The sequence below is a fragment of the Phenylobacterium sp. CCH9-H3 genome (assembly GCF_001557235.1).
GTDB lineage: Bacteria > Pseudomonadota > Alphaproteobacteria > Caulobacterales > Caulobacteraceae > Phenylobacterium.
Window position 1 is genome coordinate 1 of sequence record NZ_LSJI01000161.1, and the last position, 23,038, is coordinate 23,038.

Genomic DNA, 23,038 nt, shown 5'->3' on the forward strand with positions numbered 1-23,038 from the left:
GCCCCTGCAGCGCAGCGGCGACGGACTGTCCGTGCCACGCCGGCCGGTGGCGTCGACATATCGCACCCGCCGGCGTGGCACGGACAGTCCGTCGCCGCTGCGCTGCAGGGGCAGGGGATGGCGCCGCTCGCATAGACCGGCGCGACCGCGATGGCCAAGGCGACGATCGCGGCCAAAAGCACGCCAAGACGCCTCACGAACGCATCATAGCACAGGCGCGGACCCGCCGCTCATTGAGAGCGCGTCGAGCGTCAATACCGAAATTTCATGTGACGGTCCGCGCTAAGGGCCCCATATGAGCGACGAGATGCGGCTCCTGCTCGCCTTCCTGGCCGTCCTAGGCCTTCTGATGACGCCGGTGGCCGCGTCTGCCGGCGCCGCAGCGTGCCTGCATCACAAGCCCGGCGGCGCGGCCATGTCCATGGACGCGCCGCAGGCTGCACACCCCGTCCACGCTGCCGATCACAGCTGCTGCGACGAGGACGGCGCGCCGGCCAAGCATGACAGCCAAGCCTGCGCGAAAGCCTGCGCCGCCATGTGCGTGACGGCCGCCGCCCTGACCGATGTGCCGATCCAGGCCCCGGCGCCCGTCGGGCGTCCGCATGTAGAAGCTGCGCCGCTGAAGGCGTTCCACGCCCATGCGCCTCCCGGCCTGAAGCGACCGCCTCGAGGCTGACCTGAAACGCGCCGCCCTGGCGGCGGCATGACCGCGCACGCGTCCCGCCAAGGGAGCGTGGCCCGGCATGCGAGCACCCGCGTCTCGCGGCTATCCAACTCCAATCAGGTTAGACCCAATGAAACTCTCGACTCTGCTTTCGGCGGCCTTCGCCGCCCTGACGATCATCACCGTCACCACCGCCGCCAACGCGGCTCCAGCCGCAACCGACGGTGACTATGTCACCCGCACCGTGCGGTCTGCGAACGGCAAGGACAACTTTGTGCGTATCGTGAAGGTCCCGAAGGCCAAGGCCGTCGCGCAATCCCGCGACTGCCCGATACCGAAGGACATGTGCGACCGCATGATGGGCGACCGTCACGGCGCCGCGCCGAAAGGCTAGCCGGTTCCCGACCCCGCTTCGAGTATCCCCTCGGCGGGGAACGGAGGGGCGCCGGCGGCATGACCTGCCGCCGGCGCTTCCGGCCAGATGCTAGGTTCAGACATGAACATCATTCCAAGACCTCGCATCGCGTCAATCAGGAGACAGGATCGGCTCGTAGTCCATCGCGCCAGCCAGGACATGGATCACCACCACTTTGTCCGTTCCGACGCGGTAGAAAATGAGGTAGCGGCCGTGCACTCGCCGTCTGATCCCGCTGGCTTCGTAGCGAGGCACCAGCGGATACCGCTCCGGCAGATCGCCGAGTTCGAGGCACTTTTCCCGCAGTTCGAGTACGAAGCTCAACGCCCGCCGTCGGCTGTCAGCCGCGATCGTGTCGCCGATCGCTTCTAGGTCGCTCTCCGCCTGGTGCGAGAGCTCGACGATCATTCCTTCGGCTGCGCCATGGCGCGATACTTGGCTTCCAGGCGATCGAACACCCCTTCGGCCGGCTTGATCCGACCCGCATCAGCGTCGGCCAATCCGCGCGCAATGGAACCGTCGAGCGCCGCAAGCCGGGCTTCTCGCTCCTGCACCAGGCGCACGCCCTCGCGGAGCACTTCGCTTTTGGAGTTGTATCGGCCAGTCTCCACGAGGCGGCTGACGAAACTTTCGAGTTGAAGGCCAAGGTCGGCGCTGATCATGACACTCCTCCGTCGCCACGAAACATAGCGCCCTTATCAACTATTATCAACGCCTGCGAACTTGGACGGCTCACGCCACGCGGCGTCCGCCCAGCGCCGGCCGGCGGGGCGGCTGCGTAAGCGGTGTTCCGAGACCACAGCCGTCCCACCGGCGGCGGGCCCGGCAGCGGACATTGTGAACTCCTGTGGAAGGTGGCCTGGGAGCCTATGGTGCGACGACTGCCGAGTAGCGGCGGAAATGCATGGCAGCACGCTCCGGATCGAACGGCGTACGCACGCCGAGCACCGCCAGCGCGAGCGCGTCGAGATGGGTGTGCCAGCCCGCCGCGACCTCGAGAAGGTGACGCTTCGGCAACTCAGTTTGAGAGAGGGTCACGCGCGAAGCCCCCTCGGTCAGCACGGACACCCTGATCTCGACCTCTGATCCGGGGTGGTCTGGATGAGGCCACGTCCATCTGAACAGGGCAGGAGCGCTAATCACCAACACCTCACCGTCGACGTGGCACTGTCCTCTCAGCCGAAGTCGACCTCTCGGCCAAAGCTCAATCTCTGCGTCGGAGAGCCAACACCCGACGCGGTCCGCGTTTGTGATCGCCCGCCAGACGTCCCCCTGCGAATGGGGGAGGTCGCGCTCGAAGGTCAGCGTGTAGTGGCCTTCGGAGGAGGAAAAAATCCTGCCCAAACCCGCTTCGGCCATGCTCCGTCTCCGCCGGCTGACTACGGTAGATCATAGGACCGTAGCGTTGCCGGTCCAGCTTCACAAAAGGCCGGCTCAGGGTGGCGACCGTCTTTGACTCCATGCCTGAGAGCAGCCGTTGAATTGCGGCCACGTCCAGAATGAGCCTCTCAGGCGTCGGCAACCGGTTTGGCCTGATAGCTCCAGGGCAGCAACTGATCGATTTCGCTCTGCGGGTGTCCGGCGACGATGCGAGTGATGACGTTGGTGATGTAGGCCTGCGGGTCGACGTCGTTGAGCTTGGCGGTCTCGATGAGCGAGGCGAGGATCGCCCAGTGCTCGGCGCCGCCGTCGGAGCCGGCGAAGAGGCTGTTCTTACGGCTGAGCGCCAGGGGGCGGATGGAGCGCTCGACGATGTTGTTGTCGAGCTCGATGCGGCCGTCGTTCAGGAAGAGTGTGAGGCCCGCCCAGCGCGAGAGGGCGTAGCGGATGGCCTCGGCGAGCTTGGTCTTCTGGCTGATGGTCTCGAGCTTGGCCCGCAGCCACGGTTCCAGCGCCTGGATCACCGGTAGGGATCTCTCCTGGCGGAGCGCCCGGCGGTCGTCGGCCTCAAAACCGCGAATCTCGGCCTCCACGGCATAGAGCGCCTTGATCCGATCGAGCGCCTCACTGGCGATCGGCGCGGGGCCGGCGGCGGCGAGCTCGTAGAAGCGCCGGCGCACGTGGGCCCAGCAGAAGGCGAGCTGGACCGGGCCATTCTCCGCCAAGGGGCGGTAGCCGCCATAACCGTCCACCTGCAGCACCCCGCTGAAGCCGGTCAGGTGCGCCATCGGCCGCTCGGCCTTGCGGTCTGGCGCGTAGACATAGGCCACGGCCGGCGGATCGGTGCCGCCCCACGGGCGGTCGTCGCGGGCATAGGCCCAGAGCTGGCCGGTCTTGGTGCGGCCACGCCCCGGATCGAGCACCGGGGCCGTGGTCTCGTCGGCGAAGAGCTTGGGGGATCGTCGGAGCGTCTGCAGCAGGTGCTCGTGCACCGGCCGGAGCAGGAAGGCCGCGCGGCCGGTCCAGTCCGCCAGGGTGGAGCGATCGAGCTTGATGCCCTGACGGGCGTAGATCTGCGCCTGACGGTAGAGCGGCAGATGATCGGCGTACTTGCTGACCGCGACATGGGCGACCATGGCCTCGGTGGGGATGCCGCCCTCGATCAGCCGGGCCGGGGCCGGGGCTTGGACCACCACGTCCTCGCAGGCGCGGCAGGCGTACTTCGGCCGCCGCACCACCAGCACGCGGAGCTGGGCCGGCACGATGTCGAGCCGCTCGGCGCGATCCTCGCCGGTCAGGTGCAGCGCTCCCGCGCAGCAGGGGCAGGCCTTGTCCTCCACATCGACCACGGTCTCGATCCGCGGCAGATGCTCGGGCAGTGCGCCGCGGTTAGAGCGGCGCTTGGCGGCGGTGGCGGCCTTGCGCTCCGGATCGCGGGCTTCCTCACCGGCGGCCTGTGCGGCCGCCTCCTGCTGGACCTCTTCCAGCGCCAGCTCCAGCTGGTCGATGGGCAGGGTCTCGGCGCGCCGGCCGAAGCGGTGACGCTGCATCTCCTTGATGATCTGCCGTAGCCGCTCGGCCTCGGCGGCGTGGGCGGCGCGCTCGGCCAGGATCAGCGCCTGGAGCGCTTCGACATCCTGCGGCAGAGCATCGGCCAGGCCCGTCATGGCCGAGACTACAGCCATCAAACGCGCCTTGAGGCGCCCCTACGAACAGGCTGAGTCATCTCGCCGCAGGCCTGAACCTCACCCTGCGGCGACGGGCGTGCGGGTCCGCCGGGCCTGGTGTACGCGCCGCCAGTCCAAGCCCTCCAGCAAGGCTCCGAGCTGGGCCGACGTAAGCCGCATCATCCCGTCCTGGATCTTGGGCCAGCGAAACTCCCCGTCTTCCAGGCGCTTGGCGAATAGGCAAAGCCCCGTGCCGTCCCAGTAGATCAGCTTGATGCGATCAGCTCGCTTGGCGCGGAAGACATAGACAGTCCCGCTGAACGGATCCGCGGCCATCTGCTCGCGCACCAGCCCGGCCAGACCCTCCGCGCCCTTCCGGAAATCCACCGGCCGCGCCGCCACCAGAACGCGGACCGATCCGGCCGGACCGATCATCGGCCAGCCCGCAAGGCGCCGATCACCGCCACCGCCATCCGCGCGTCGGCCTCACGGCCGATCCGCACGCGCGCGCCCACAAGCTCGATCTCGATCGCGCCGTCCGGCGCATCGGTAGAACCCGGCTCCGGATCTTCCACGACCACCTCCGCGAAGGCCGAGCGCCTCGCATCGCGCCGCCACGTGAACACCTGCGTCTTCGCCAGGCTGTAGCGATCAGCGACGTCGCCGACGCTGGTCTCATAGCTCTCCGCGACGATCTGGGCCTTGGCCTCAGCGCTCCAGCGCCGCCGCTGGCCAGGCCCCGTAAAGACCTCGATCCGACGAGCCACCGGCATCGTCAGCACATCGTCACCAGGCATCATCACCACACCAAGCCAACTAGGCTCGGACTCTCGGCGATCACATCAGCCGCGTGAAGGTGGGGTCGGGACGCCGCTTACGCGGCTGCATGTGCAGGCGCCGAATATCGAGTCGCCTGCTCCGAGGGCCACCGTCTTGCAGTTCAGTCCGTGCTGCTAGGCGAGCTCCTGGATCGGAGCTTTCGATCGCTGTATCGCCGCTCGGACAGCGCGCGTGGTCGTGTCGCAGCCGTGTAGAACCTGGCCCGTAGATCTTCCCGGTGTGCGCACTCAGCTAAGCTGAGTCCCCCACACGTCGGTACTGAGCACTTAGCGGGTCGTGTCCCGGGACGTGGTGTAGCTCCACGGCGGTAGCGGAGCCGCTCGCGACGCGCGCCCTCCACATGCCGCCGTAGCGAGCGAGCCCGGCGACGCGGATCGGGCGCGCTACTCAGCGTGCGCAGCAGCCGTTTGGCGGCGGTGATCCCTTCCTGACGGCTGCCGGACATCGCAATTCCCCAAGCGAATGGCCTTGATCTCCCGCCAGAACCGCCGAGTCAAAGCCTCCGCCTGTCGCGACGGATGGTCAGGATCTTCCCACCAGCCGGTGCAGGCAAGCACCAGCTCGAACGCGGCCGTCTGGTCATCGCACGCCTCGCCCAAGTCATCTTCGCCTCGCACAACGGCGACCAAGATCGTCGGTGAAGCGTTCGAACGTGGGCGACATGAGCGCGGCCATTCTCCATCGCGCGAGGAACGTCCCCAGGCCGCTCACCCGCGCCCTGTGCCGCACGACCGCTCGGGGGCCCCTCGGTTCAAGCTCGAAAGCGAATTCGAAGTTCATGATCCAGGGCAATCCAGTCACCCAGACGAGCCTTCGGCTCGGTTCGACTGCGGTGACGAAGCAATGCAAGATCAATGGGTGCGCCCTACCTGCGCGCCGGTGGGTTGGCGTGTAGTCGACAGCGCCGCCCACCTCGGCCTGGCCGCGGATCCGCAAAGCGAGCGTCCACGCCCCATAGTGTTCGAAGTCGAGGAGCGTGCGCCACACGTCGTCCGCTGTCGCCTCCACCTCCGCGACATGGTTTAGTTCGAACATGGCGTTTCATAGGTGCTGGCCAAGATCACCGCTAGCCTCCATCAGCGGAGGAGGCGCCTTCGTCCATCGATCGGGGCGCCCGCCGGATGTCTACGAGTTCGCTCGCACCATTTCGTAATTTCCTCGGGGTGGTCGGTCGCCCTAGGCGGTCGCGACTATCTGCAGGGAGCGTGATCTATGAAGCTGAAGGCACTCGCGGTGAGTCTCTCGATGGTGGCCACAGTCGCGGCCGCCGAACCGACCCATGTCACGGTCCGCGCTCAGTCGCTGGATGCGAAGTTCATCGGCGATCAGATGGGCGGCGTACAGGTCACCCTTCGCGACGCCCGCACCAAGCGGGTGCTCGCGCGCGGCATCACCAAGGGCGGCACGGGTGACACGCAGCGGATCATGCGCACGCCTCGCGGCCGAGGTGCGCAGATCAGCGACGCCTCGACCGCCGGGTTCGATGCGGTGGTCGACATCGACACGCCGACGCTGATCGAAGCGGAAGGCGTCGGCCCGCTGGGCAAGCCGGCCTCACAGGTGCGGGTGACCTCAAACCTCTGGGTGCTCCCGGGTCGAGACATCTCCGGCGACGGATGGGTCCTGACTTTCGCAGGCCTCGTAATCGAGCCGGACTTTGCGCTCATGGAGTCGCGGACCCCGAAGCTCTCGGCGAAGGTCACACTCATGTGCGGCTGCCCCATCGAGCCGGGCGGCCTCTGGAACGCCGACAACTACGCCCTCGAAGCCCAACTCTCTCGCGGGCGCACGGTCGTGGCGCGCACCCCACTCACCTATGCCGGAACCACCAGCGTCTTCGCCGGCGCGTTTCCAGAGACGCCGCCGGGTGACTATCGCCTACGTGTGACCGCAGTGGACAAGTCCACTCCGAACGCGGGCGTCTGGGAGGGTTCAGTGCGGGTGCGCTAGGCGCCTGCGCACTTGAAGCTGACCGCCATCCCGTGAGGGACCCAAGTCATGTCGCTTGGCCGAACGCCTCCAAAACGGTGAGCGGAGCGCGGGGCGCTGCCTTGAGCTTACATAACACCGGTGCATAAAGACGCTCAAATCCGCATTTGAAGTGCTGATTGCCCCGTGGTCGGTTCCGTTGCCGCCCGCGGAACGCCCGCAGCCGGCGACAGCCCAAGGGGGAATGGCATGGGTTCGAGGCGTTCGGCCGCGCGAGCGGCGCTACTGGCTTCCATCTCGGCGACGGCGAGCGCCGCCGTCTGGGGCGCGCCCGCCTTGGCGCTTGCCCAAGGTGCGGCCGCCGAACAGATCGACGAGGTGGTCGTCACCGGCACGCGCCGGGCGGGCGTCACCCTGACCCAGTCCTCCACGCCGGTGGACGTGGTCTCCGGCGAGACCCTGCAGCGCCAGGGCGCCTCCGACCTCAACGACGCGCTGAAGACCACCGTGGTCTCGCTCAACGTGCAGAAGTTCGTGGCCCAGGACGCCTCGGCCTTCGTGCGGCCCTTCAGCCTGCGGGGCCTGCCGCCGGACCAGACCCTGGTGCTTGTGAACGGCAAGCGCCGGCACCGCTCGGCGGTGGTGCAGATCACCAACCAGCCGCTGGCGGCCGGCGCCCAGGGCGTCGACCTCTCCTCGATCCCCGCCATCGCAGTGGACCGGATCGAAGTTCTCCGGGACGGGGCCGCCGCGCAGTACGGCTCCGACGCCATCGCCGGCGTGATCAACTTCCAGCTCAAGCGCCAGAGTGAAGGCGTCACGGCGATCGCCCGCTACGGCCAGTTCTACGATGGCGACGGCGAGGACTATAACCTCCAACTCAATGTGGGCGTACCGCTCTCCGCCGAGGGTTTCCTGAACATCAGCGGCGAGCTGTCCAGCGCGGCCAAGACCTCGCGCGGCCGGCAGCGGCCGGACGCCCAGGCGCTGATCGCCGCCGGCAACACCGCCGTCCCGGACCCGGCCCAGCGCTGGGGGGCGCCGAAGGTCGACGCCGCCCGCCTGTTCTTCAATGCCGAGCTCCCCGCGACGGCGTCGGTCACGGCCTACGCCTTCGGCAACTTCGGACAGGCCTCGGCCGAGTCCGACTTCTTCTACCGCTCGCTGAGCCGCGCCGACGTCTTCGCCAGCGTGCCGCTCACCACGACGCCGGGCGGTCCGCGCTTCAGCTTCACCAGCCGCTTCCCGGGCGGCTTCGCGCCGATCTTCCGCAGCAACATGCTCGACATGAGCCTGACGGCGGGGGCGAAGGGCGAGGCGCTCGGCGGGCTGCGCTACGACTTCAGCGCCGGGCTCGCGCAGAACGAGATCGAGTTCAAGCTCGACAATACGGTCAACCCCTCCCTGGGCCCGGCCTCCCCGAACGCGTTCCGGGCGGGCGAGTTGCAGCAGCGCGAGGGGCGGCTCAACGCCGACTTCGTCTACCCCCTCGACACCGGCCTGTTCGCCGAGCCGCTGAACGTGGCCTTCGGCGCCGAGTACCGGCGCGAGACCTTCGAGATCAAGCCGGGCGAGCCCGCCTCCTACCAGGCGGGACGGTTCGCCAGCGTCCTCGATCCCGACACCGGCCGCATCGTCGGCCTGGCCGTGGGCTCGAGCGGCTTCCCTGGCTACACGCCGGCCTCGGCCGGGTCGTTCTCGCGGAGCAACTGGGCGGCTTACCTGGACCTCGAGACCGAGGTCATGGACAGGCTGACGATCGGCGCGGCCGCCCGCTACGAGGACTTCTCGGACTTCGGCAGCACCTTCAACTGGAAGCTAACCGGCCGGTACGAGCTGTTCGACGGCCTCGCCGTGCGGGGCTCCGTCAACACCGGCTTCCGCGCGCCGACGCCCGGCCAGTCCAACATCTCCGACGTGGCCACCAACATCGATCCGCTTACCGGCGGTCTGCTGCTCATCGCGACCCGCCCGCCCACCGATCCGGTCGCCCAGTTCTACGGCGCTCAGCCTCTCAAGGAGGAGGAGTCCAAGAACTACGCCGTGGGCGCCGTCCTCGACGTGGGCGGCTGGGTGCTGACGGCGGACTACTTCAACATCCAGGTGGAAGACCGCATCGCGCTCACCTCGCGGATCACCATCACCCCGGCCGACCGCGCCGCGCTCATCGCCCGCGGCACGCCGGCCGGCGACCTCCAGAGCGTGCGCTTCTTTGGGAACTTCTTCGACACCGAGACCGAGGGCGTCGACGTCGTGCTCTCCAAGTCCTGGGCGCTGGACCTGGGCAAGGTCGGGCTGACGGCGGCGGCCAACTACACCAAGAGCAAAGTCACCGAACTGCGCGACGTCCGCGCCGTCGACCGCGAGCGGCGGATCGAGATCGGCAACTTCAATCCGCGCTGGCGCGGCAACGTCACCGGCACATGGGAACGCGGCCCCTGGAACGTGCTGGTGCGGGCCAACTACTACGGCAAGTGGATCGACGCGGTCCCCAACGCCACGCCGACGGCGCTCTCCTTCGACCAGGAGTTCGGGGCGGAGTGGCTGGTGGACGCCGAGGTCAGCTACCAGGCCACAGAGAACCTCGCCATCGCCGTGGGCGCCGACAACCTCTTCGACGCCTATCCCGATAAGGACCGGCGCCAGGCGCAGATCAACAACGGCATCGTCTATCCGCAGTTCTCGCCCTTCGGCTTCAACGGCGGCTTCTGGTACGTGCGGCTCACCGGGAAGTTCTAGAGCCGCCCTTCCTGCTCGCTTCCCCCTTCCCTCCCCAGATGACGGGCCGCGCCGCGGGGCGCGGCCCAAAGGGCGTCCCCATGACCCAGAGTCCCATCGAGGCCCGGCTCGCCGCGCTCGGCCTCACGCTTCCTCCCACCGGCGCGCCGGTGGCCAACTATGTCCCGGTCGTCGTGCACGGCGGGCTTGCCGTGGTGTCCGGCCAGCTTCCGTGCGGCGACGAAGGCCTCGTCGTCGGGAGGGTGGGCGAGGACCTCTCCCTCGACGACGGCCGAGCGGCGGCAAGGCTCTGCGCCCTGGCCATCCTGGCCCAACTCCGCGCTGCTCTCGGCGGCTCGCTCGAGCCGGTCGTCCGCTGCGTCCAGCTGACCGGCTTCGTCAACGCCGCACCCGGCTTCACCGACCACCCGCAGGTGATCAACGGCGCCTCCGACCTGATGGTGGCGGTCTTCGCCGACGCAGGGCGCCACGCCCGCGCGGCGGTGGGCGCCGCGAGCCTGCCGCTCGGCGCCGCCGTGGAGGTCGCCGCCACCTTCGCCGTGGCGTCCTAGGCGCCGGCGTGGGGCTCGAAGCGGCCGAAGCGGTCTTCGCAGGCGCGGGCGAGCTGGTCCCGATCGCGTTCCAGCAGCTCCACCAGCTCGTCCACCAGCCGGGAGCGCGCCCGATGCGGCGGCAGGATCATCAGCGAGCGGAAGGCGATAGCCGGCTCGAAGGGCTTGGCCAGCAGGCCGAGCGGCTCGAACCGGTCGGAGACGTAGGTCAGCGAGTTGGTGAGGCCGACGCCGGCCCCCTCCAGCGCGAGCTGGCAGATGGTGGCGGCGAACTGGGTCTCCACCACGACCCGCGGCCGCGCCCCGGCCGCGGCCAGGGCGGCGTCGAACTGCAGGCGCGCCGTGTCGTCGGGCGCGAGCGAGATGACCGGCTGGCCGTCCAGCATCCGCGGCCGGATGACCGGCTCGCCCGCCAGGGCGTGGCCCGGCGGCACGACGCACACGCCTCGCGTCTCGATGAACGGCTTCACGACCAGGTTGGCGCGATCGATCTCCTCGGCGCAGAGGCCGATGTCGTAGGCGCCGGACGCCACCAGGTTCCGCACCGTCACGGAGTTGCCGATCTCGAAGCGGATCGAGACCTCCGGCCGCCGGTCGGCGAACCGCTTCAGCACCTTCGGCACGAAGGACAGGCCCAGCGCCGCGGAACTGGCGATCCGCACCGAGCCCGTGCCGACGGCGCGCATCCGGGCCACCGACTGGCGCAGCCGGTCCATGCCCACGAAGGTGTCGAGCACCTCCTGATAGAGCACGTGCGCCTCGGGCGTCGGCGTCAGCCGCGGGCCGCTGCGCTCGAAGAGCTTCAGCTTGGTGGTGTCCTCGAGCCGCTTCAGCGAGCGGCTGATCGCCGGCTGCGAGACGCGCATCAGCTCCGCCGCGGCGGTGGTGGAGCCGGTCTTCATCACCGCGCTGAAGGCTTCGATCAGGGTGAGGTTCATGGCGTCAGCATAACCTCCACGCATGCTTACGCCGCAACTATGAATTTGAACGTCTACCAAGGCCGGGCTACGCCTGGTCCCGCAAGGAGCAGTTGAGATGCGTGACCCCACCCTCTGCGTGACGCCCGGACAGGGGCTGGAGGCGCCGTTCGAGAGCCTCGCGGTGCCGGTGCACCGCGCCTCCACGGTCGTCTTCCCCACCGTCGCGGCCTATCAGGGCCGTCGCGACGAGATCTACGACGGCTTCTCGTACGGCCTCTACGGCACGCCGACGTCGCGCGAGCTGGAGACGCGGCTGGCGCGGCTGGAGGGCGCCGCGCGCACGCTGGCCCTGCCGTCGGGGTTCTCGGCCATCGCCCTCGCCACCCTGGCCGCCGCCGCACCGGGCCAGGAGGTCCTGTTCCCGGACACGATCTACGACACCGTGCGCCCCTTCGCGGACAGGTTCCTGGCCGGCCTCGGCATCGGATCGCGCTACTACGACCCGATGCTGGGCGCGGACATCGCCGACCAGCTCACCGACGCGACCGCGCTGGTCTGGGTGGAGTCCCCCGGCTCCATGAGCATGGAGGTCCAGGACGTGCCGGCCATCGCCGCCGCGGCCCATGCCCGTGGCGCGAAGGTGGCGGCCGACAACACCTGGGCGACGCCGCTGCGCTTCAAGCCCCTGGCCCACGGAGTCGACTTCTCGGTCTGCGCGCTCTCGAAATATGTGGCGGGACATTCCGACGTGATGATGGGCTCGGTCTCCGTCGCTGACCTGGCGCTCTACCGCCGGCTCAAGGACCACAGCCGCTTCCTGGGGCTCGGCGTCTCCGCCGACGAGAGCAGCCTGGTGTTGCGGGGCCTTGAGACCCTCGCCATCCGCATGGACCGGGCCGAGCAGACCGCCGGACCCCTCGCCGCCTGGGCAGCCGGCCTGCCCGGCGTCGCCGAGGTGCGGTTCCCCGCCCTGCCCTCCAGCCCGGGCCATGACCACTTCAAGCGTGACTTCACAGGCGGCGCTGGCCTGTTCTCGGTCTTCCTGGAGCCGTGGACCCGGCCGTTCGTGGCCGAGGCCGTGGAGTCCCTCAAGCTGTTCGCCATCGGCGCGAGCTGGGGCGGCACGCGCAGCCTCGTGGCGGTGCTGGACCGTCCGCCGCTGCGCACGGTCGCGCCCCTTCCCCACGAGGGGCCGGTGGTCCGGTTCAGCATCGGCCTCGAGGACCCCGAGGACCTGCAGGCGGACCTCGCTGCGGCCTTCGGACGGATCGCCGCCGCGCGCCCCGACGCCGCCCAGCGCCGGGCCTGAGGCGCCGTGCGCGGGCGCCTTCCCCGGCTCGGCCCGGCCGCCGCGGCGCTGGCGCTGGCGCTCTGCGCCTGCGCGCCCGCGCCCAAGGCCGAACGGGGCGCCATTCCCCGGATGGTGAAGCGCGACTACGTCACCTGCGGCGCGAGCCAGGGGATCACCGGCCTCTCCCGCCCGGACGAGAAGGGCGTGTGGCGGGGCTTCGACGTGGACGTCTGCCGCGCCTTCGCCGCCGCCCTCCTGGGCGACGCGAACAAGATCCGCTTCATCCCGCTCAACGCCGCTCAGCGGCTGCCGGCCGTGCAGACCGGCGAGATCGACGTGCTCCAGCGCACCACCACGGTGACCTTCACCCGCGACATGGCGATCCGCTTCGTGGCGGTGACCCAGTTCGATAGCGACGTGCTGATCTTCCGCAAGGCGCTCGGGACCGCCACCCCAGCCGGGCTGAACGGCCGCACCGTCTGCCTGCAGAGCGGCGGCAGCTCCGCCGACAACACGCTCACGCGGGTCGAGGCGGACGAGGGCATCCGCTTCGAGCGGGTCTATTTCGACTCCACCATCACCGCCCGCGACGCCTATTTCTCCGGCCGCTGCGACGTCTATGTGACCGACGGCTTCCTGGGCGCGAGCCAGGTGGCGACGGTGGCCCGCAACCCCGCCGACCACACCCTCGTCTATCTGGACCACCTGCTGCCGCAGGGAGTCGCCATCGCCCGCGGCGACGACCGGTGGTTCGACGTCGTGCGCTGGACCGTGAACCTTCTCATCTGGGCCGAGCAGAACGGCGTCACCCAGGCCAATGTGGACGAGAAACTGAAGACCGGCCCGGCGGATGTCCGCCGCGTGCTGGGCGCCGACCCGGCCTTCGGCCGCGCCATCGGGTTGAACCCGCGCTGGGCCTACAACGTCATCAAGCAGGTTGGGAACTACGGGGAGATCTGGGAGCGGAACCTGGGCGCCGGCACGCGCATCAAGGCCGAGCGGCGGCTGAACCGGTCGTACAAGGACGGCGGCCTGCTCTTCCCCTTCCCCTGGGACGTCTGACGCGATGTCCGGCCTGGCGCTCCCCCCGCCGCGACCGCCCCGGGCGCCGCTCGCCTGGCAGGCTGTCGTGGGTCAATCGGCCGCCGTCGCCCTTGTCGCCGCCCTCGTGGCGCTCATGGTCGCCACCACGCTGTCGAACCTGCAGGTCCGCGGCATCCCCACCGGCTTCGAATTCCTCGGCGACCGCGCCGGCTTCAAGATCGCCGACACGGTGATCGCCTTCGCGCCCGACGACGGGTACCTGCGGGCTATCGCCGTCGGGGTCGCCAACACCCTTTTCCTCTCGCTCCTCGTCTGCGTTGCGGCCACCGTCGTGGGCGCGCTGCTGGGCGTAGCGCGCCTCAGCGCCAATCCCCTGGTGGCCGCGCTCGCCGCGGTCTGGGTGGAAGCGGTGCGCAACACCCCGCCGGTGCTGCTGCTGATCTTCCTCTACGCGCTCTGGAGCCAGGCAATGCCGGTGGGCGGGGCGCAGGAGGTGCTCCCCGGCGTCCTCGCCTCGGTGCGCGGGATCGCCGTGCCGAAGCTGCTGGCGGGCGTCCCGGCCTGGGCGTTGGGGTTGGGGCTCCTGGCCTCCGTCCTCCTGCCGGTCCTCGCGAGCCTGGCGGCCCGCAGCCGCACGCGCCCAGGGGCCCGGCGCCCGCCGTATGGTCTGGCCGCCCTTGGGGCGGTCGCCATCGCCTGGGCCGCCGCCGCCGGGCTGGGCGGCTGGACCCTCGAGGTCCCGAGCGCCGAGGGCGACGACCTGATGGGGGGCGCGCGGCTGACGCCGGAGTTCGCCACCGTGTTCTTCGGGCTCACGGTCTACACCGCGGGCTTCATCGCCGAGATCGTGCGCTCGGGCATCCAGGCCGTGCCGCGCGGCCAGTGGGAGGCCGGCCGCGCGCTCGGCCTCGACGAAGGCCAGATCCTGCGTCTGGTCGTGGCGCCTCAGACGCTGCGGGTGATCACCCCGCCGATGACCAGCCAGTACATCAACACGGTGAAGAACAGCACGCTGGCCATCGCCATCGGCTACTCGGAATTCATGACGGTGATGGGGACCGTCATCAACCGCACCAACCAGCCGCTCGAGGGCACGCTGATCATCGTGGCGGTCTACATGGCCATCAACCTCACCCTCGCCGCCGGCCTGAACCTCCTGAACCGGCGCGCACAGCCGGGGCGGCCCTGAGATGGCAGACACCGCGATCCTCGGCCCGCCGCGGACACCATCGGGCGCCGCCGTCCTCGGGAAACGGCTGTTCGGCAGCCCGCTCAACGCGGTCCTGACGCTGCTGGTCGTCTGGGCCGTCGCGTCCGCGGCCGCGCCGCTCATCCGCTGGGCCGTCCTGGACGCGGTCCTGTTCCCGGCCGAGCCCGCGGCCTGCCGCGACGCCCGGGGGGCCTGCTGGAGCTTCGTGGCCGCCAAGGGGGGCCAGATCCTCTTCGGCATCTATCCGATCGAGGAGCGCTGGCGGCCGATGCTGGTCTCGGCGGCCCTCCTCGTTCTGCTCGGCTACTCGCTGCGCCCGGCGGCGTGGCGTCCCCGCCTGGCGGCGCTCTGGGCGCTGGTCCTGCCTGGCGCGCTCCTACTGATGTTCGGCGGGTTCGCGGGGCTCTCCTACGTGGCGACCACCATGTGGGGCGGCCTGCCCGTCACCCTCATCCTCACCGTCACCGCGGTCGGCGGGGCGTTTCCCCTGGCTGTGCTGCTGGCGCTGGGCCGCCGCTCCGAGCTGCCGGCGATCCGCATCCTCGCCACCCTGTTCATCGAACTCACCCGGGCGCTGCCCCTGCTCAGCATCCTGTTCATCGCTTCGATCCTGCTGCCCCTGCTGGTCCCGGAATGGCTGCTGCCCGACAAGTTCTTCCGGGCGATGATCGCGCTCCTCCTGTTCGCGGCCGCCTACCTGGCGGAGGTCGTCCGCGGGGGCCTCCAGGCCCTGCCCTCCGGCCAGACCGAGGCCGCCCAGGGGCTCGGGCTCGGCTACTGGCAGACCCAGCGCCTCGTCGTCCTGCCCCAGGCGCTCGCCCTGGTGATCCCCAGCCTCACCAACACCATCATCGTCATGATCAAGAACACCAGCCTGGTCCTGGTGGTCGGGCTCTTCGACCTGATCAGCTCCGGCCGGGCCGCGCTCGCCGACCCCGAGTGGAGCTCGCCGGCCATGGAGACCTACCTCTTCATCGCGGCCATCTACTTCGGCCTCTGCTTCGGTTTCGGCCGCTTCGCCCAAGCCCTCGAACGTCATACGCGGACCGAGCCATGACCACGCCTCCCGAACGCCCCGCCGTCGAGCTCATTGGCCTGCACAAGTGGTACGGCGACTTCCATGCCCTGCGCGGCGTCGACCTCGCCGTGGCGGCGGGCGAGCGCATCGTGATCTGCGGGCCGTCCGGCTCGGGCAAGTCGACGCTGATCCGCTGCGTCAACCAGCTCGAGCGGCACCAGGCCGGAAAGGTGACCGTGGACGGCGAGGAGGCCACGGCCGACCCCAGGCGGCTGCAGGCCATCCGCCGCAAGGCCGGCATGGTGTTCCAGGGCTTCAACCTCTTTCCGCACCTGACGGTGCTGCAGAACTGCACCCTCGCCCCGGTCCAGTCCGGCGTCGCCAGCCCCGCCGAGGCGGAAGCGACAGCGCTCGCGCTGCTCGCCCGCGTGCGGGTGGCGGACCAGGCGCACAAGCATCCAGCCCAGCTCTCCGGCGGCCAGCAGCAGCGCGTCGCCATCGCCCGCGCGCTCTGCATGCAGCCCAAGATCATGCTCTTCGATGAGCCGACCTCGGCGCTGGACCCGGAGATGGTCAAGGAGGTGCTCGACACGATGATCGAGCTGGCGGGCGAAGGCATGACCATGCTGGCGGTGACCCACGAGATGGGCTTCGCGCGGCAGGTCGCCGACCGGGTGATCTTCATGGACCAGGGGCAGATCGTCGAGGCCGCGGCGCCCCTCGACTTCTTCGACCGTCCGCAGCACGCGCGCACCCGCGCCTTCCTCGGCCAGCTCCTGCACTAAGGCGCGTGGGATGTCGTTCGGCCGCCGCCCGAATCCCGTCTTCAGCCCCGAATACCAGCGGGCCCGGGACGTGCTGCTCAGGGCCCGCCGTCGCTCCGGGCTGTCGCAGCGCGCGTTGGCCCACGCGCTCGGCAAGGCCAATTCCCACGTGACGCGGATCGAGCGGGGTCAGCGCCGCATCGACCTGCTGGAATTCCACCACATCGCCCGTGTTCTGGGCCTCGATCCCGTCGGCCTGTTCGCGGAGTTGGCGGCTGAACTCGCGCGCGCCGAGGTGTCGGCGGCGGATTAGTCGGCGTCGCCGCCGCTACCCCTCCGGCCGCCCGCCCCCGCGCTGTGGCGCAAATCGCGCCACCAGATCATAGGCTTCGCCAGGGAAGATCAGACGCACGTGGGTGATTCGATCGTCGCCCCGCCAGGTGCGCCGCTCGAGCACCAAGCAGGCGGCTGTGCGCTCGATACCGAGCACTGTGGCGGTTGCCATCTGCACGTTTGCAGCGCTGATCCGGTGTTCCGCCTCGGTCCACGGCACATGCCCCAGGAGCCAGCTTCCCGGCGCGGTGCGCGCAAAATCCACCCGTTCGGCTTCTGGCACGGCGCCGAGGTTGATCAGCCGGTCTTCGAGGGCGAAGGGACGGCCGCTTGCCCGGTGCAAAGCCCTTAGCGCCAGCACCGGCACCGGCCGCTCAACGCCCAGTTCCTCCATGTCCCGACGCGTCGCCGTCCGCGGCCGGCGCAACAGCAGTTCATAGTGGTAGGGTTCGCCGCGCGCCATGACCTCGGCCGGAATGTCCGGGATGTCCAGCACCACGGAATGGATCCGGGGTCGCGAGACGAAGGAACCGGCCTTCCGCCGCCGCACGATGAGGCCGGCCTCGGCCAGCGGCGCCAGCGCCTTGTTCACCGTCATGCGCGAGCAGCCGTACTGCGCCATCAGCTCGTGCTCAAAGGGGATGCGATGACCCGGCGGCCAAGCGCCCGACAAGATCCGCTCGGAAATGTCTGACCGGATCCGCTTGTGGAGGGTGGCGTCCTTTGGGGAATTCATGGGGTCAGGCGAGCAGACGACGAAGCGCAGACCGGTAGCGGGTCACGATTCGGTCGCGCGCGTGATGCCGTCCGCCCTCCACGACCTTGCGACCGGCCCGCCAGACGTCCTTCACAAGTCTGGATCCGCCAACGAACACGTAGGCGTCTAACGCCGCGTCGCCAGAGCGCGCGGCCAGTTCGGGGCGTGTCTCGTCGAGGACCACCAAGTCAGCCGAACAGCCCTCCACCAGCCCCTCGGGTCGGCCGAGCGCCTGCGCGCCGCCCGCCTGCGCACGACCGTAGAGGGCGCCACCCGTCGAGCCGCCCTCGGTCTCAGCCAGCACGTTGCGCGTGCAGGTGGAAAGCCGCTGACCATATTCTAGAAGCCGGAGCTCCTCGACCGCATCAATGCGGACATTGGAATCCGATCCGATGCCGAACGCGCCGCCCGCCGCCAGAAATTCTGGCGCCGGGAACAGGCCGTCGCCCAGGTTCGCTTCGGTGATCGGGCAGAGCCCGGCGACTGCGCCGCTGCGCCCCAGGCGCTCAGTCTCGTCGGCGGTCATGTGAGTGGCGTGCACCAGGCACCAGCGGCCGTCGACCTCGAAGCGGTCCAGCAGCCACTGCACCGGCCGCGCGCCGGACCAGGCCACGCAATCCTCCACCTCCCGCACCTGCTCGGCGATGTGGATATGGATCGGGCCGCTGGCGTTCGCGCTGATCTGAACCAGCTCCGCCTCGGTCACGGCCCGCAGGCTGTGAGGCGCCACGCCGACCCGCGCGTCGTCCAGCCCGGCCACAGCGGCGCGCGAGCCTTCCAGCAGGCGGGCGTAGCCATCGGGGGTGGTGACGAACCGCCGCTGCCCCTGCGTTGGGGGCGCGCCGCCGAAGCCCGAGTGGGCGTAGAAGACGGGCAGCAGGGTCAGGCCGATGCCGGTGTCGTCGGCCGCGGCGGCGATGCGAGCGGCCATCTCGGCCGGGTCGGCAAAGATCGAGCCGTCGGCTGCGTGGTGGAGATAGTGGAACTCGCCCACTCGCGTGAAGCCGCTCTCCAGCATCTCCATGAAGGCTAGGGCTGCGATGGCCTCGACCTCATCGGGTCCTAGCCGCGCCACGAAGCGGTACATCAGCTCCCGCCAGGTCCAGAAACTGTCGCAACTGGGCCCACGGACCTCGGCCAACCCTGCCATCGCCCGTTGGAACGCATGGCTGTGCAGGTTCGGCAGTCCCGGAACGGCGACCTGCCCGCGGTGGTCGCCGGCCTGCGGCTCAACGCCCGTCGCAACGGCCGCGATTCGACCCTCCGCGAGGGTGAGGCGGACGCGTCCCGACCATCCCGTGGGGAGAAGCGCCGTCTCGAACCAGAGGAAGGACTCGCCCATGACGTCAGCAGAATTCCGGGTGACCGCGGTCGCTCATTGTCTTATGTCTATACAAAATTGCGACGCCTCGCTAGGTATCCGCGACGGACGGTGGGAGGATTCCTTGCGCTGCGATCGGGTCTGGCGCAACGTGCGGCTGGCGACGCTCGACCCCTCGAGACCGGGGCTGGGCGAGGTTCAGGCCGGCGTCATCGCCTGCCGGGACGGACGGATCACCTTCGCAGGCTCGCTGGCCGACGCGCCGTCGTTCGAGGCCGCCGAGACCATCGACTGCGAGGGGCGCTGGATCACGCCGGGCCTGATCGATCCGCATACGCACCTGGTTCATGGCGGCGACCGGGCTCGGGAGTTCGAGCTGCGGTTGGCCGGAGCCTCCTACGAAGAAATCGCCCGGGCCGGCGGCGGCATCGTGTCGACCATGGCGGCCACGCGGGCGGCGTCGGAGGACGAGCTGGTGGCCCAGGCCCTGCCGCGCCTCGACGCCCTGATCGCCGAGGGCGTGACGACTGTGGAGGTGAAGTCCGGCTACGGCCTGTCGCTGGAGGACGAGCTGAAGTCGCTGCGCGCGGCACGGCGGCTGGGCGAGGTTCGGCCGGTGCGGATCGCGACCACATTCCTGGGCGCCCACGCCCTGCCGCCGGAATTCGGGGACGACCCGGACGGCTACATCGACGTCGTCTGCCGAGAGATGATCCCGGCGGTCGCCACAGAGGGGCTGGCCGACGCCGTGGACGCCTTCTGCGAGGGGATCGGGTTCACGCACGACCAGACGCGGCGAGTGTTCGAGGCGGCGCGAGCCCGCGGCCTGCCGGTGAAGCTGCACGCCGAGCAACTGTCAAACCTGAACGGCGCGGCGTTGGCGGCCGGCTTCGGAGCCCTGTCGGCCGACCACCTGGAACACCTGGACGCCGCGGGGATCGCGGCGATGGCCAAGGCCGGGACGGTCGCGACGCTGCTGCCCGGCGCCTACTACTTCGTGCGCGAGACCAGGCTGCCGCCGGTCGCGGCCCTGCGCGCGGCCCGCGTGCCGATGGCCCTGGCCACCGACTGCAACCCCGGCACCTCCCCGATGACCTCTCTGCTGCTGGTCATGAACATGGCCGCGACGCTGTTCCGCCTGACTGTGGACGAGTGCCTGGCCGGGGTGACCCGCGAGGCCGCCCGGGCGCTGGGCCGGCTTTCTGCGGTCGGGACGCTGGAGGCCGGCAAGGCCTGCGACCTGGCCATCTGGGACATCGAGCGCCCCGCCGAGCTCGTCTACCGCATCGGCTTCAATCCCCTGCAGTCCCGCGTATTCGGAGGCCAGACCACATGGACGCGGTGACCCTGCGCCCCGGCGACGTTCCCCTGGCGGAGTGGCGCGCGATCTACCGCGGCGCGGACGTCCGCCTCGACCCGGCCTCGGCCCCCGCCGTCGCCGCCAGCTTCGACGCCGTCGCCCGCATCGTGGCCAAGGGCGAGCCGGCCTATGGCATCAACACCGGGTTCGGCAAGCTGGCCTCGGTCCGCATCGGCGCGGACGACCTCGCCACGCTCCAGCGCAACATCGTCCTCAGCCACGCCGCCGGGGTCGGCGAGCCCTCACCGGAGCCGATCGCGCGGCTGATGCTGGCCCTTAAGCTGGCGAGCCTGGCCCAGGGCGCCTCGGGCGTCGCGTCGGCCACCCTCGCGCTGCTGGAAGCCTTGCTGGCGCAGCGGCTGACGCCGGTGATCCCGGCCCAGGGTTCGGTGGGCGCCTCGGGCGACCTCGCGCCGCTCGCTCACATGGCCGCCGCGATGATCGGCGTCGGCGAGATCGACGTCGACGGCGTCCGCACCCCAGCCGGACAGGCGCTGGCCGCCGCCGGCCTGTCGCCGCTCACCCTGGGTCCGAAGGAGGGGCTGGCGCTGCTGAACGGCACGCAGTTCTCGACCGCCAACGCCCTGGCCGGCCTGTTCGAGGCCGAGCGGCTGTTCCAGACGGCGCTGGTCACCGGCGCGCTCTCGACCGAGGCGGCCAAGGGTTCGGACACCCCCTTCGACCACCGCATCCACGTCCTGCGCCGCCAGCCGGGCCAGATCGAGGCGGGCGACGCCCTGCGCGCGCTGATGGCCGGCTCGGCGATCCGCGCCTCGCACCTGAAGGACGACGAGCGGGTGCAGGATCCCTACTGCCTGCGCTGCCAGCCGCAGGTCATGGGCGCGGCCCTGGATGTGCTGCGCCAGGCGGCGACCACGCTGGGCTATGAGGCCAACGGGGTTTCGGACAATCCGCTGATCTTCGCAGACACCGACGAGGCGCTGTCGGGGGGCAACTTCCACGCCGAGCCGGTGGCCTTCGCCGCCGACATGATCGCGCTGACCCTTTGCGAGATCGGGTCGCTGGCCGAGCGCCGAATCGCCATGCTGGTGGACTCCGCGCTGTCGGGCCTCCCGGCGTTCCTGACGCCCAAGCCCGGCTTGAACTCGGGCTTCATGATCCCGCAGGTCACGGCCGCCGCCCTGGTCTCCGAGAACAAGCAGATGGCCTATCCGGCCAGCGTCGATTCCATCCCGACGTCGGCCAACCAGGAGGACCACGTCTCGATGGCCGCCCACGGCGCGCGCCGGTTGCTGGCGATGGCGAAGAACGTCCAGGCCGTCGTCGGGATCGAGCTGCTGGCCGCCGCGCAGGGCTGCGACTTCCACAGTCCGCTGACGTCCAGCCCGGCGCTGGAAGGCGTGCGGCGACTGCTCCGCGCCTACGTCCCGCACCTGGAGGACGACCGGCATTTCCACCCGGATATGGCGTTGGCCGGCGGACTGGTGGGCGAGGGTGACGTGGTGAAGGCCGCCGGGCTGCCGCTGCCGGTGGTGGCATGACCGAGTGGCTGGAGATCCATAGGGGCGATGCGCCGCTGGTCGTGAGCTTCCCGCACACGGGGACGGAACTTCCGACCTTCGTGGCCGCGCGGCTGATCTCGCCGTGGCTCGCGCGCAAGGACGCCGACTGGTGGATAGAGAAGCTGTACGACTTCGCGCCGTCGCTGGGCGCGACGACGATCCGCACGTCGATCAGCCGCGCGGTCATCGACGTGAACCGCGACCCGTCCGGCGCCTCCCTGTATCCGGGCCAGGCGACCACGGGGCTGTGCCCCACCAGCACCTTCGATGGCGAGCCGCTGTACCGGACCCGCGAACCGGACGCGGCCGAGATCGCCCAGCGCCGGGCCGACTACTTCGACCCCTACCATGCCGCCCTGCGGGCCGAACTGGACCGCCTTCGCGCGATCCACGGCAGGGTGGTGTTGTACGAGGCGCATTCGATCCGCTCGGCGATCCCGCGGCTGTTCGACGGCCTGCTGCCCGACTTCAACATCGGCACGAACTCGGGCGCGAGCTGCGATCCCGCCCTCACCGCCGCGGTCGAGGCCGCCTGCGACGCCACCGCGTTCAGCCGGGTCACCAACGGCCGCTTCAAGGGCGGCTGGACCACCCGCCACTACGGCCGGCCGACAGCGGGCGTCCACGCCATCCAGATGGAGCTGGCCTGCCGCGGCTACATGGACGAGCCGCCCGGCCTGCTGACCTCCAAGATCTGGCCGACCCCCTACGTCGACGAGCGCGCCGCACCGATGCGCGCCGCGCTCACCCGCGTCCTCACCGCCTGCCTGGACTTCGCCAAATCATGACCCGCCTGGACAAGACCCGCGTGATCCGCCCCGCCACCGGCACGGAGCTTTCGTGCAAGAGCTGGCTGACCGAGGCGCCGCTCAGGATGCTGATGAACAACCTGCATCCCGACGTGGCCGAGAACCCTGCGGAGCTGGTGGTCTATGGCGGGATCGGGCGGGCGGCGCGGGACTGGGAGAGCTTCGACAAGATCGTCGAGACCCTGCGCCGGCTGGAGGACGACGAGACGCTGCTGGTCCAGTCCGGCAAGCCGGTGGGCGTGTTCCGCACCCACGCGGATGCGCCGCGCGTGCTGATCGCCAACTCCAACCTGGTGCCGCGCTGGGCCACGTGGGACCACTTCAACGAGCTCGATCGGGCGGGCCTCGCCATGTACGGCCAGATGACCGCAGGCTCCTGGATCTACATCGGCGCCCAGGGGATCGTGCAGGGCACCTACGAGACCTTCGTGGAGATGGGCCGCCAGCACTATGCCGGCGACCTCTCGGGCCGCTGGCTGCTGACGGCGGGCCTGGGCGGGATG

At 70.0% G+C, this 23,038-nt stretch carries 24 protein-coding genes and 1 pseudogene; 15 read left to right on the forward strand and 10 right to left on the reverse strand.

The genetic code is table 11. The annotated features are described in order from the left end of the window. Positions 1-295 precede the first annotated feature (295 nt). Together AX721_RS14125 and AX721_RS14130 are read left to right on the forward strand one after the other, a co-directional pair. Entirely contained in the window at positions 296-676 is a 381-nt protein-coding gene (locus AX721_RS14125; RefSeq protein WP_068876632.1) for a hypothetical protein, read from the forward strand. A gap of 118 nt (positions 677-794) precedes the next feature. Beyond that, positions 795-1,058 (forward strand): hypothetical protein, encoded by a 264-nt coding sequence (locus AX721_RS14130; protein ID WP_068876633.1) that lies wholly within the window; start codon positions 795-797, stop codon positions 1,056-1,058. Positions 1,059-1,190: 132 nt separating this feature from the next. On the opposite strand, the gene AX721_RS14135 is transcribed toward AX721_RS14130, so the two are convergent. The 7 genes from AX721_RS14135 to AX721_RS28795 all read right to left on the reverse strand — a co-directional run bounded on the left by AX721_RS14135 (position 1,191) and on the right by AX721_RS28795 (position 6,001). Then, the gene (locus AX721_RS14135; protein WP_068876634.1) at positions 1,191-1,487 is read right to left on the reverse strand and encodes a type II toxin-antitoxin system RelE/ParE family toxin; all 297 of its coding nucleotides are present in this window, start codon (positions 1,485-1,487) and stop codon (positions 1,191-1,193) included. Further along, positions 1,484-1,741, reverse strand: coding sequence for a type II toxin-antitoxin system ParD family antitoxin (locus AX721_RS14140; RefSeq protein ID WP_068876635.1), 258 nt, complete (start codon positions 1,739-1,741; stop codon positions 1,484-1,486). The genes AX721_RS14135 and AX721_RS14140 overlap by 4 nt, the downstream gene beginning before the upstream one ends. 205 nt (positions 1,742-1,946) lie before the next feature. Further along, entirely contained in the window at positions 1,947-2,438 is a 492-nt protein-coding gene (locus AX721_RS14145) for an SRPBCC domain-containing protein (protein ID WP_068876636.1), read from the reverse strand. 149 nt (positions 2,439-2,587) lie between these two features. After that, entirely contained in the window at positions 2,588-4,126 is a 1,539-nt protein-coding gene (locus AX721_RS14150) for an IS66 family transposase (protein ID WP_068876637.1), read from the reverse strand. A 78-nt stretch (positions 4,127-4,204) separates the two neighbouring features. After that, positions 4,205-4,561 (reverse strand): IS66 family insertion sequence element accessory protein TnpB, encoded by a 357-nt coding sequence (gene tnpB, locus AX721_RS14155; protein ID WP_068876638.1) that lies wholly within the window; start codon positions 4,559-4,561, stop codon positions 4,205-4,207. Then, entirely contained in the window at positions 4,558-4,926 is a 369-nt protein-coding gene (locus AX721_RS14160) for a transposase (RefSeq protein ID WP_068876639.1), read from the reverse strand. Before AX721_RS14160 ends, tnpB begins: the two co-directional genes overlap by 4 nt. A 640-nt stretch (positions 4,927-5,566) precedes the next feature. After that, complete coding sequence (locus AX721_RS28795; protein ID WP_068876640.1) at positions 5,567-6,001, reverse strand: SRPBCC family protein; 435 nt, start codon at positions 5,999-6,001, stop codon at positions 5,567-5,569. A 177-nt stretch (positions 6,002-6,178) separates the two neighbouring features. Here AX721_RS28795 and AX721_RS14170 point away from each other — a divergent pair, with 177 nt between their 5' ends. The 3 genes from AX721_RS14170 (at position 6,179) to AX721_RS14180 (ending at position 10,185) form a co-directional block, all read left to right on the forward strand. After that, positions 6,179-6,916 carry a hypothetical protein gene (locus AX721_RS14170; protein ID WP_068876641.1) on the forward strand — a complete coding sequence of 246 codons (738 nt, stop codon included), beginning with the start codon at positions 6,179-6,181 and terminating at the stop codon, positions 6,914-6,916. 228 nt (positions 6,917-7,144) lie between these two features. After that, positions 7,145-9,634: a TonB-dependent siderophore receptor gene (locus AX721_RS14175; RefSeq protein ID WP_068876642.1), complete on the forward strand. Its 2,490-nt coding sequence runs from the start codon at positions 7,145-7,147 to the stop codon at positions 9,632-9,634. An 80-nt stretch (positions 9,635-9,714) separates the two neighbouring features. Next, positions 9,715-10,185 carry a RidA family protein gene (locus tag AX721_RS14180; RefSeq protein ID WP_068876643.1) on the forward strand — a complete coding sequence of 157 codons (471 nt, stop codon included), beginning with the start codon at positions 9,715-9,717 and terminating at the stop codon, positions 10,183-10,185. On the opposite strand, the gene AX721_RS14185 is transcribed toward AX721_RS14180, so the two are convergent. Further along, positions 10,182-11,123: a LysR substrate-binding domain-containing protein gene (locus AX721_RS14185; protein WP_068876644.1), complete on the reverse strand. Its 942-nt coding sequence runs from the start codon at positions 11,121-11,123 to the stop codon at positions 10,182-10,184. The genes AX721_RS14180 and AX721_RS14185 overlap by 4 nt on opposite strands. A 97-nt stretch (positions 11,124-11,220) precedes the next feature. Between AX721_RS14185 and AX721_RS14190 the strand changes: the two genes are divergently transcribed. From AX721_RS14190 to AX721_RS14215, 6 genes are all read left to right on the forward strand, one after another. Next, entirely contained in the window at positions 11,221-12,414 is a 1,194-nt protein-coding gene (locus AX721_RS14190; protein WP_068876645.1) for a PLP-dependent aspartate aminotransferase family protein, read from the forward strand. A gap of 6 nt (positions 12,415-12,420) precedes the next feature. Next, positions 12,421-13,458: a transporter substrate-binding domain-containing protein gene (locus AX721_RS14195; protein ID WP_231733128.1), complete on the forward strand. Its 1,038-nt coding sequence runs from the start codon at positions 12,421-12,423 to the stop codon at positions 13,456-13,458. A 67-nt stretch (positions 13,459-13,525) separates the two neighbouring features. After that, entirely contained in the window at positions 13,526-14,629 is a 1,104-nt protein-coding gene (locus tag AX721_RS14200; protein WP_197422580.1) for an amino acid ABC transporter permease, read from the forward strand. A 1-nt stretch (position 14,630) separates the two neighbouring features. Further along, entirely contained in the window at positions 14,631-15,707 is a 1,077-nt protein-coding gene (locus tag AX721_RS14205) for an amino acid ABC transporter permease (protein ID WP_068876647.1), read from the forward strand. Continuing rightward, entirely contained in the window at positions 15,704-16,453 is a 750-nt protein-coding gene (locus tag AX721_RS14210) for an amino acid ABC transporter ATP-binding protein (RefSeq protein WP_068876648.1), read from the forward strand. The genes AX721_RS14205 and AX721_RS14210 overlap by 4 nt, the downstream gene beginning before the upstream one ends. 10 nt (positions 16,454-16,463) lie before the next feature. Next, positions 16,464-16,745, forward strand: coding sequence for a helix-turn-helix domain-containing protein (locus tag AX721_RS14215; RefSeq protein ID WP_082765206.1), 282 nt, complete (start codon positions 16,464-16,466; stop codon positions 16,743-16,745). Positions 16,746-16,760: 15 nt separating this feature from the next. Here the strand turns inward: AX721_RS14215 and hutC are convergent, their stop codons facing one another. Both hutC and AX721_RS14225 read right to left on the reverse strand, forming a co-directional pair. Beyond that, the gene (hutC, locus tag AX721_RS14220) at positions 16,761-17,501 is read right to left on the reverse strand and encodes a histidine utilization repressor (RefSeq protein WP_068876649.1); all 741 of its coding nucleotides are present in this window, start codon (positions 17,499-17,501) and stop codon (positions 16,761-16,763) included. A 4-nt stretch (positions 17,502-17,505) separates the two neighbouring features. Continuing rightward, a complete protein-coding gene (locus AX721_RS14225; RefSeq protein ID WP_068876650.1) occupies positions 17,506-18,864 on the reverse strand; it encodes a formimidoylglutamate deiminase in 1,359 nt (452 codons plus the stop codon). A 103-nt stretch (positions 18,865-18,967) separates the two neighbouring features. On the opposite strand from AX721_RS14225, the gene hutI reads away from it, so the two are divergent. From hutI to AX721_RS14245, 4 genes and pseudogenes are all read left to right on the forward strand, one after another. Further along, positions 18,968-20,188 carry an imidazolonepropionase gene (gene hutI / locus AX721_RS14230; protein ID WP_068876651.1) on the forward strand — a complete coding sequence of 407 codons (1,221 nt, stop codon included), beginning with the start codon at positions 18,968-18,970 and terminating at the stop codon, positions 20,186-20,188. Continuing rightward, on the forward strand, positions 20,176-21,705 hold the full coding sequence (gene hutH, locus AX721_RS14235) for a histidine ammonia-lyase (protein WP_068876652.1): 1,530 nt from the start codon (positions 20,176-20,178) through the stop codon (positions 21,703-21,705). The genes hutI and hutH overlap by 13 nt, the downstream gene beginning before the upstream one ends. Beyond that, positions 21,702-22,514 (forward strand): N-formylglutamate deformylase, encoded by an 813-nt coding sequence (hutG, locus tag AX721_RS14240; protein ID WP_068876653.1) that lies wholly within the window; start codon positions 21,702-21,704, stop codon positions 22,512-22,514. The genes hutH and hutG overlap by 4 nt, the downstream gene beginning before the upstream one ends. Continuing rightward, positions 22,511-23,038, forward strand: a pseudogene (locus tag AX721_RS14245) (urocanate hydratase); the annotation flags it as partial. The gene hutG and the pseudogene AX721_RS14245, both read left to right, overlap by 4 nt.